Below are 7,879 nucleotides of genomic sequence, written 5' to 3'. Positions count from 1 at the left end.
ACTGATCGGCATTAGAGCACCACGCTCCCCATTCAAACAACCCAGATTAACGCCGCTCGCGTACAATTTTAATCGCACCATCTAAGTGAATATCCCGCTGCGGGTAGGCGATAGTGATTTCATGCTGTTTAAACGCCTCATCAATGGCGAAACGAATCTCACTGGTCACTGCACGAACGCCCCCTTCCACTTGAGAATTTATCCAAAAGAAGGTTTCAAAAATTAACGCGTTGTCACCAAAGTCCTGAAAGAACACCGCCATTTCGGGTGTTTTCAGCACCTTAGGGTTACTTGACGTGATCTCCCGCATCAGGGTCTCCACCAAGCGTACATCACTGCCATAGGCAACACCCACGACTACAGAGCCACGAACCAATTTATCGCGTAAGGTCCAGTTGATCACCGTGTTTTCCAACAACTTGCTGTTAGGAATCAACATATGGACGCCATCGACGCGTCGAATTCGAGTAGAACGCGTGTTGATTTGTTCCACTGTCCCTTTTGCCCCTTCAACCTCAAGGAAGTCACCAATACGAATGGGCTTTTCGCCTATCAGTATCCAACCACTGATGAAGTTGTTAATGATGTTCTGCGCACCAAAACCAAAGCCGATTGCAATCGCACCCGAGAGAAACGCAAAAGCGGTAATCGGGATATTGAGCATCGACAAAGTGGTCAGGAAAATGACCGCAAGGGCGACAACAAACAACACGCGCTCAATCAAGTGGACAATGTTCGGGTCCTTGCCGGATGAGGTTAGGCGAGCACACACGCCTTTAATAATGAGTTTTGAAACCCATAAACTGACCACCACCCAAGTCGGCACCGCTAAAATAGCCCACAAGGTAACCGGTTGTTCATTAAAGGTAAAAAGCGTCATCTCTAACCAAGAGATCGCCGTATCAAACGCATTCATATCTGTTTAGCACTCCCACCGCAGAATACTTGTGACGGATCAATAAGGAACTTTTTCCCCATCGCTTGACGACCAAGCAGCATCAAGTACGTCATGTCAGAGCGGTCGGTCAAGGTGATTTGGATTGGCCACTCTAACCCACCCAATTTCACATTGGTTTCAATCACATAGCGCTGCTCAGAAACACCGTTCGAAGATTTTACTTTGCGTAGGTCATACAGCTCGGCTTTACAGCGCACCACTTTATCAACGTTGTGAACCTCGGGGTGAATGTCGAACTGAATACCTGGCTTACCGTGTATGGTGATCAACGTAATATTATCGACGTGCAACGAGGACGTCTGAGCACCGGAGTCGACCCGAACGGTCAGGTTTTCAATGCCAAGATCGGGCAATGAAATGCTTTCAAGACGTCCAATAATGACTTTATCTTTGCTACTGGTTGCCATTACATACCTTCCTTAATTTCTCGTGAGGCCACATCCTCAGACAGCATGTCAATTTGCTGGGCAATGGTCTGTTCATCTTCATGGAAGTAAGCAATGTGGTACATCGCTTCCCCTTCTTGAACTAAGGGAATGTTCTGCTTACCAATGATGACCCCTGTTCTTGGCGCGAGGATTACCGCTAACTCTTCGCCATAGGCACTGCTGATGGTTGCGAGCTGATCGCCTTTTTTCACGTAGTCTCCCAGCTGGTAACGGTGTTTAACAATACCACTCGCACTGCCCCTCACCCACTGGCTACCACGCGCAATCACCGGCTCAGGTACATCACGAAGTCGACGACTTTTGCTCACCATGTTGAGATGACGCAAGACTCGAATGACACCTCGTGTTCCCATGCGGATCGAGGTTTCATCAAACCGCAGCGCTTCGCCACCCTCGTACACCAGCACTTTAGTATTCGAGTTCGCGGCACAATCACGCAACGAGCCATCAATCTCTTCCGAATGCAGTACCACTGGTGCGCCAAACGCATTCGCCAGCTGCGCGGTGACTTCATCTTCCACATTGGCGCGAATTTGCGGCAAGTTGGTTCGGTGGATGGCACCGGTATGCAGATCTATACCGTACTGACACTTATCGATGATCTCGGTTTTAAATATGTTTGCCACCCGCGCCGCAAGGGAGCCTTTCGGTGAACCCGGGAAGCTACGGTTGAGATCACGACGGTCCGGCAAGTAGCGGCTTTGGTGGATCACACCATGCACATTCACCATTGGCACAAAAATCACCGTTCCTCGAATCACCTTAAAACGCTTCATATTGATAATGCGATGAACAATTTCAATGCCATTCAGTTCGTCACCATGGACGGCGGCACTGACAAAAATTGTCGGGCCTTCACGTTTGCCGCGAATAATGTATACCGGCAAAGAAACGTCAGCGTCGGTGTACAACTTCGCCACGGGCAAGGCAATTTTGGTACGTTGACCGGGCAATATTGTGTGTGTACCAATACGGAGCTCTGACATACTTGTTACCCCTTACCACGGGTTTTATTGGCGTTAAACTTGGCGTTCTTTTCAATAAACTCGTACAACTTGCCCGCCACGTCTAAGTTGGTTGCTTTCTCGATGCCCTCTAGACCAGGAGACGAGTTCACCTCCATCACCATTGGGCCATTATTGGAACGAAGCAAATCCACACCACAGAAATTCAGCCCCATGATTTTGGCCGCACTGACTGCCGTTTCACGCTCTTCTTTGGTTAAACGGATCACTTCTGCCGAGCCACCACGATGCAAATTAGAACGAAATTCCCCTTCTGCCGCTTGACGCTTCATCGCCGCGACGACACGTCCGCCAATCACCAAACAGCGAATATCCGCACCGCCTGATTCCTTGATGTATTCTTGAATCAAAATGTTGGCTTTCAAACCCATAAAGGCTTCGATGATGCTCTCCGCAGCCTTTGACGTTTCAGCCAGTACCACACCAATGCCTTGGGTACCTTCGAGTAACTTAATCACCAAAGGGGCGCCACCGACATTTTTGATAAGGTCTTTAATGTTGTCAGGTTTGCTCGCAAAACCGGTTCTAGGTAGTCCGACGCCTTTACGAGACAGTAGCTGCAAAGAGCGCAACTTATCGCGCGAGCGGCTGATCGCCACAGATTCATTGACGTTAAATGTGCCCATCATCTCGAACTGTCTTGCCACCGCCGTACCATAGAAGGTAATCGAAGAGCCAATACGTGGGATCACAGCGTCATACAATGGCAGTTCGTTACCTTGGTAGCGCACCGTTGGGCGGCTACTAGTGATGTCCATGTAACAGTGAAGTGTGTCGATAACATCCACTTCATGACCGCGTGCAATGCCCGCTTCAACTAGACGTTTGGTTGAATATAGATTCTGATTTCTCGATAAGATGGCGATTTTCATTTTGTCTCTCCCTATGGATTTGTAGGGAAAATGTAGTAGTTGTTAAGAGATAAATAAAACTATATATTTCTTACAGTTTGTTCGAAAAAATTTATCAAAATCATGAAAATTGAGCTGCTCAAAACCTTCATCGACGTCAGTCATACGCTGCATATTCGTATGTCCGCGCAAAACCTTCATTTAACGCAAGCCGCAGTCAGCTCGCGGATTAAACAGCTTGAAGATGAGCTCGGGGTGTTGCTGTTTGACCGCTCGAACAAGCGCCTAAAACTGACCGCAGAAGGGGATAAGCTGGTCAAGCATGCCAATGACATGATGGCCATGTGGCACAAGTTAAAACAAGAGGTTGGCGTCACTGACAGCGATGGTTCGCAGCTTTTTCTTGGCGCGATGATGTCCATCTGGGACATGGTGTTGCACGACTGGCTGCAAAAGCTTCACCGCAATATTGACGATGTGCACCTTTACACTCACACCTACTCTTCGGTCGAACTTCGTAAACGAGTGCTCAATCGGATTTTGGATATCGGCTTTCTGTTCGAGCCCCCCTACACCGACGAAATAATTTCGAAGAAACTGTGCACGGTACCTTTGGTCTTGGTCAGCACAGACCCAATCAAGCAGGTAACCGACATCGATAATTTCGTCATGGTTGACTACGGAGATACCATCAACGCGGCGTTTTTACATCATTTCGGCAAAAACCTTTCGCCGGTTCACCATATGAGTCAACCCAATACGGCCATGTCATTTATTTTAGAAGCCGGGGGGACCGCTTACTTACCGCGCCAAATGTGCTTTACTCAACTGCGTAAACAGCAACTTTATCTTGTGCCGAATACGCCAACCTTTCAGCGTGACATTCATGCCATATACTTAGCCAATAGCCATAAAAGAGAATTAATTGAAGATTCGCTGATGCTGTTCCCTTACAGCATTAGATAATGTTTATTTTATATAAGTAGTTGTTCGATTTTTTTTATCAACTGTAGCTAAACACAGAAATTGATCACAGTTGTGATCAAAAAGGAGTTCCAGAATGCTCAAAGCGTTTTATCTCAAGGATGACCAGTTGACCGAAGGTGGTCAGGAACTGATTGAACAATGGCGCCGTCAAGGTGGCCAAATATGGATAGATCTCTACAAAGAACCATTGAAAGAGGAAGAGTCACTGCTACTCAATCTTGGCTGCCACCCACTTGCGATTCAAGATGCACAGCGCGATCGCAGACCGCCAAAAGTCGAGGAATTCGAGAACTATACTTTCGTTCTCTACCGTGGGTTTAGCAATGTCGAGACGCATCTAGACATCAAAACCATGGCACTTGGATGCTTTGTGGGTGAGAACATCTTAATTACGCGTCGCGTCGAACACTCATTTGGTATCGAAGCGTTAGCGAAACACCGTTCATTGTCTAAGTATCTGCGCTCGCCGAGCTTAATGCTGAGCAAAATCATGAATGCGTCTGCGCAGCGCTATACCGACGCGGTTCTTGAGGCAGAAGATGAAATCAGTGACCTTGAAGATGGGATGCTCACTCAGTCCAATGATGACTTAATGCACCGCCTCATTTTGCTCAAATCCCACTTACGAAAAATACATCGTATTCAGTCCTACCACGTTAAGTTGGTCGACCAACTGATGACGGAAGAGTTTGCTTACATCAATATAGAGGATGCAGACATTAAGCACAGCCTGCGCGATGTGTTTGATAAGTTTGACCGATTAGAAAGCCTTACATCGATGTATTACGACTTGTGCGGTGACTTGATTGAAGGTTACATCTCGTTGAGCTCACACCAGCTGAATAAAACCATGCAGCTGCTCACGGTCGTCTCAGCGATTTTTGTCCCACTGACCTTTGTTGCTGGCATTTACGGAATGAACTTTGAATACATCCCTGAACTCACCTTTAAGCATGGTTACTTTATGCTTTGGGGCGTGATGGCGATTATGGCGACATCGCTTCTCTACGTATTTAGACGCAAACGCTGGTTATAAGCTCTTTTCACATATAGACCAAAGCGACCTATCGTTTTGGTCTATTTCGGCATTACTTTCCCTATTAACCTTCCCTTTACATCGAAATCGCCTATCAAGTGAAATAGGAATTGGCTATCAATAGGATAGATACAAGCGATTTTCCTTAGACACAATCCGATGAGAATATACTTTCCGAAAGCAAGAAACGGCTCAGCCTAATACATTCAGAGGAAAGTAAAAATGATTAACACTCAAATCAAACCATTTGCAGCAACAGCATACAAAAACGGCGAATTCGTTGAAGTAACAGAACAAGACGTTCTAGGTAAATGGGCAGTATTTTTCTTCTACCCAGCAGACTTCACGTTTGTATGTCCAACAGAACTGGGCGACCTTGCAGACCACTACGAAGAGCTACAAAAACGTGGCGTAGAAGTTTACTCAGTATCAACTGACACACACTTCACTCACAAAGCATGGCACGACAGCTCAGACACAATCGGCAAGATCCAGTACTACATGCTTGGCGACCAAACAGGCAACATCACAAACAACTTCGGTGTGATGCGTGAAGGTCAAGGTCTTGCAGACCGTGCAACGTTCCTAATCGACCCAGAAGGTACTATCCAAGCAATGGAAATCACTGCTGAAGGTATCGGTCGTGACGCAGAAGACCTACTACGCAAAGTGAAAGCAGCTCAGTACGTAGCAGCACACCCAGGCGAAGTTTGCCCAGCTAAATGGAAAGAAGGTGAAGAGACGCTAGCACCATCTCTAGACCTAGTTGGCAAAATCTAAGCCACTGATAGCACACGCTAAGCACGCATTGAGTTCCTAGCTAGCTTAGCGTCTAAATTAGAGAGCATTCCAGGTTAGATACTTTGACGACCTTCGGCCTGGTTTGCTCTCCCCTCGCTCAATTTTATCCAGAGTAACCATTTAAGTAAGGCATGATTCACTATGTTAGACCAAGCGATCCAACAACAACTCAAACAATATCTGGCTAATGTAAAACAAGAAGTACGTTTAGTGGTTAGCCTAGATGAAAGCAAAGCATCAAACGACATTCTCTCTCTCGCTAACCAAATCGCAGAGATGAGCGACCTCATCACCGTTGAACGTGACGACAACGCAAGCGCACGTAAACCCGTGATGGCGGTAACCAACCCTGAAAAAGGCACAGCACTGCGCTTTGCAGGCTTGCCAATGGGTCACGAATTTACCTCTCTAGTATTGGCACTGCTTCACTCTGGTGGTCACCCAATCAAACTAGAACCAGAAGTGATTGAGCAAATCGCGGCACTAGACAAAGATCTAGACGTAGAAATCTTCATTTCACTGTCGTGTCAAAACTGTCCAGACGTGGTTCAAGCGTTCAACATGATGGCGGCGATCAACCCGAAAGTAAAAGCAACCATGATCGACGGTGGTTTGTTCCAAGATGAAGTGAAACAACGCGACATCATGGCCGTACCAAGCGTATTCGTGAATGGTGAGCTATTCGGTCAAGGTCGTATGTCTCTAACTGAAATCCTCAACAAAGTGGATGACGGCGCGAGCGAGAAAGCGGCGAGAGCACTGAGCGAAAAAGATCCATACGACGTACTTGTTGTCGGCGGTGGCCCTGGTGGTAGCGCAGCGGCTCTATACGCGGCTCGTAAAGGTATTCGTACTGGTGTTGTTGCTAAACGCTTTGGTGGTCAGGTTATGGACACCATGGCAATTGAGAACTTCATTTCGGTAAAACGTACTGAAGGTCCAAAACTGGCAACTGACCTAGCTCAGCACCTAAAAGAATACGACGTAGACGTAGTAACGGAGCAACAAGCTGAGAAGCTAATGGGCGCAGCACACACAGAAGATGGTTTGATTCACATCCAACTTGAGAGCGGCGCAACGCTGAAGAGTAAGAGTGTCATCTTAAGCCCTGGTGCACGCTGGCGTGAAATGAACGTTCCGGGTGAGCAAGAGTACCGCAACAAAGGTGTCGCGTACTGCCCACACTGTGACGGTCCACTGTTCAAAGGCAAGAAAACTGCGGTTATCGGTGGTGGTAACTCAGGCATCGAAGCGGCTATCGACCTTGCTGGTATCGTAGAGCACGTAACGGTTCTTGAATTTGCCGACGTACTTCGCGCTGACCAAGTGCTTATCGACAAAGCGAACTCACTACCAAACGTAGACATCATCACGATGGCGCAAACAACAGAAGTAGTGGGCGACGGTACTCGCGTAACAAGCTTGAAGTACAAAGACCGCAACACAGATGAAATCAAAGAGATTGAACTGTCAGGTATCTTTGTTCAAATCGGTCTAGTACCCAACACAGAATGGCTAAAAGATTCAGAAGTCGCCCTGTCTGAACGCGGCGAGATTGAAGTGGGTAGCCGTGGTGAAACTAGCCTAGAAGGTGTATTCGCAGCGGGTGACGCAACCACCGTTCCTTACAAACAGATCATCATTGCGATGGGTGAAGGTGCAAAAGCAAGCTTAGGCGCATTTGACTACCTAATCCGTAAGCAAGGTTAATTTTCGCAGAATAAACGGTGAGGGTTTGAACAAAATCCATCGGGTCACCGTAGAATTCGACG

At 47.3% G+C, this 7,879-nt stretch carries 8 protein-coding genes; 4 read left to right on the top strand and 4 right to left on the bottom strand.

Translation table 11 applies throughout. The features are described from left to right. Window positions 1-46: 46 nt before the first annotated feature. Genes RJ47_RS08725 through rimK form a run of 4 tightly spaced genes read right to left on the bottom strand, consistent with a single transcriptional unit; the run spans window position 47 to window position 3,304 of the window. Complete coding sequence (locus tag RJ47_RS08725) at window positions 47-916, bottom strand: mechanosensitive ion channel family protein (protein ID WP_005473928.1); 870 nt, start codon at window positions 914-916, stop codon at window positions 47-49. Beyond that, window positions 913-1,365, bottom strand: coding sequence for an ATP-dependent zinc protease (locus RJ47_RS08720; protein ID WP_038187772.1), 453 nt, complete (start codon window positions 1,363-1,365; stop codon window positions 913-915). Before RJ47_RS08720 ends, RJ47_RS08725 begins: the two co-directional genes overlap by 4 nt. After that, the gene (locus tag RJ47_RS08715; RefSeq protein ID WP_038212306.1) at window positions 1,365-2,393 is read right to left on the bottom strand and encodes a succinylglutamate desuccinylase/aspartoacylase family protein; all 1,029 of its coding nucleotides are present in this window, start codon (window positions 2,391-2,393) and stop codon (window positions 1,365-1,367) included. Before RJ47_RS08715 ends, RJ47_RS08720 begins: the two co-directional genes overlap by 1 nt. Window positions 2,394-2,398: 5 nt before the next feature. Further along, window positions 2,399-3,304 carry a 30S ribosomal protein S6--L-glutamate ligase gene (gene rimK, locus RJ47_RS08710; RefSeq protein WP_005473885.1) on the bottom strand — a complete coding sequence of 302 codons (906 nt, stop codon included), beginning with the start codon at window positions 3,302-3,304 and terminating at the stop codon, window positions 2,399-2,401. 102 nt (window positions 3,305-3,406) lie between these two features. Between rimK and RJ47_RS08705 the strand changes: the two genes are divergently transcribed. The 4 genes from RJ47_RS08705 to ahpF all read left to right on the top strand — a co-directional run bounded on the left by RJ47_RS08705 (window position 3,407) and on the right by ahpF (window position 7,817). Beyond that, on the top strand, window positions 3,407-4,249 hold the full coding sequence (locus RJ47_RS08705; protein WP_039483307.1) for a LysR substrate-binding domain-containing protein: 843 nt from the start codon (window positions 3,407-3,409) through the stop codon (window positions 4,247-4,249). Between the two features lie 94 nt (window positions 4,250-4,343). Then, window positions 4,344-5,306 carry a magnesium transporter CorA family protein gene (locus RJ47_RS08700; RefSeq protein ID WP_039483304.1) on the top strand — a complete coding sequence of 321 codons (963 nt, stop codon included), beginning with the start codon at window positions 4,344-4,346 and terminating at the stop codon, window positions 5,304-5,306. Window positions 5,307-5,528: 222 nt separating this feature from the next. Continuing rightward, on the top strand, window positions 5,529-6,086 hold the full coding sequence (ahpC, locus tag RJ47_RS08695) for an alkyl hydroperoxide reductase subunit C (RefSeq protein WP_005374632.1): 558 nt from the start codon (window positions 5,529-5,531) through the stop codon (window positions 6,084-6,086). A 162-nt stretch (window positions 6,087-6,248) separates the two neighbouring features. Beyond that, window positions 6,249-7,817 carry an alkyl hydroperoxide reductase subunit F gene (ahpF, locus tag RJ47_RS08690; protein ID WP_039483302.1) on the top strand — a complete coding sequence of 523 codons (1,569 nt, stop codon included), beginning with the start codon at window positions 6,249-6,251 and terminating at the stop codon, window positions 7,815-7,817. The last annotated feature ends 62 nt before the right edge of the window (window positions 7,818-7,879 follow it).

The sequence above is a fragment of the Vibrio sinaloensis genome, assembly GCF_000808535.1.
Classification (GTDB): Bacteria; Pseudomonadota; Gammaproteobacteria; order Enterobacterales; family Vibrionaceae; genus Vibrio; species Vibrio sinaloensis_D.
This window is presented reverse-complemented; position numbering and strand designations above follow the sequence as displayed.

Coding starts and splice junctions, on each gene's coding strand:
- ahpC (WP_005374632.1), top strand. CDS start 5,529: ATGATTAACACTCAAATCAAACCATTTGCAGCAACAGCATACAAAAAC.
- RJ47_RS08715 (WP_038212306.1), bottom strand. CDS start 2,393: ATGTCAGAGCTCCGTATTGGTACACACACAATATTGCCCGGTCAACGT.
- RJ47_RS08720 (WP_038187772.1), bottom strand. CDS start 1,365: ATGGCAACCAGTAGCAAAGATAAAGTCATTATTGGACGTCTTGAAAGC.
- rimK (WP_005473885.1), bottom strand. CDS start 3,304: ATGAAAATCGCCATCTTATCGAGAAATCAGAATCTATATTCAACCAAA.
- RJ47_RS08725 (WP_005473928.1), bottom strand. CDS start 916: ATGAATGCGTTTGATACGGCGATCTCTTGGTTAGAGATGACGCTTTTT.
- RJ47_RS08705 (WP_039483307.1), top strand. CDS start 3,407: ATGAAAATTGAGCTGCTCAAAACCTTCATCGACGTCAGTCATACGCTG.
- ahpF (WP_039483302.1), top strand. CDS start 6,249: ATGTTAGACCAAGCGATCCAACAACAACTCAAACAATATCTGGCTAAT.
- RJ47_RS08700 (WP_039483304.1), top strand. CDS start 4,344: ATGCTCAAAGCGTTTTATCTCAAGGATGACCAGTTGACCGAAGGTGGT.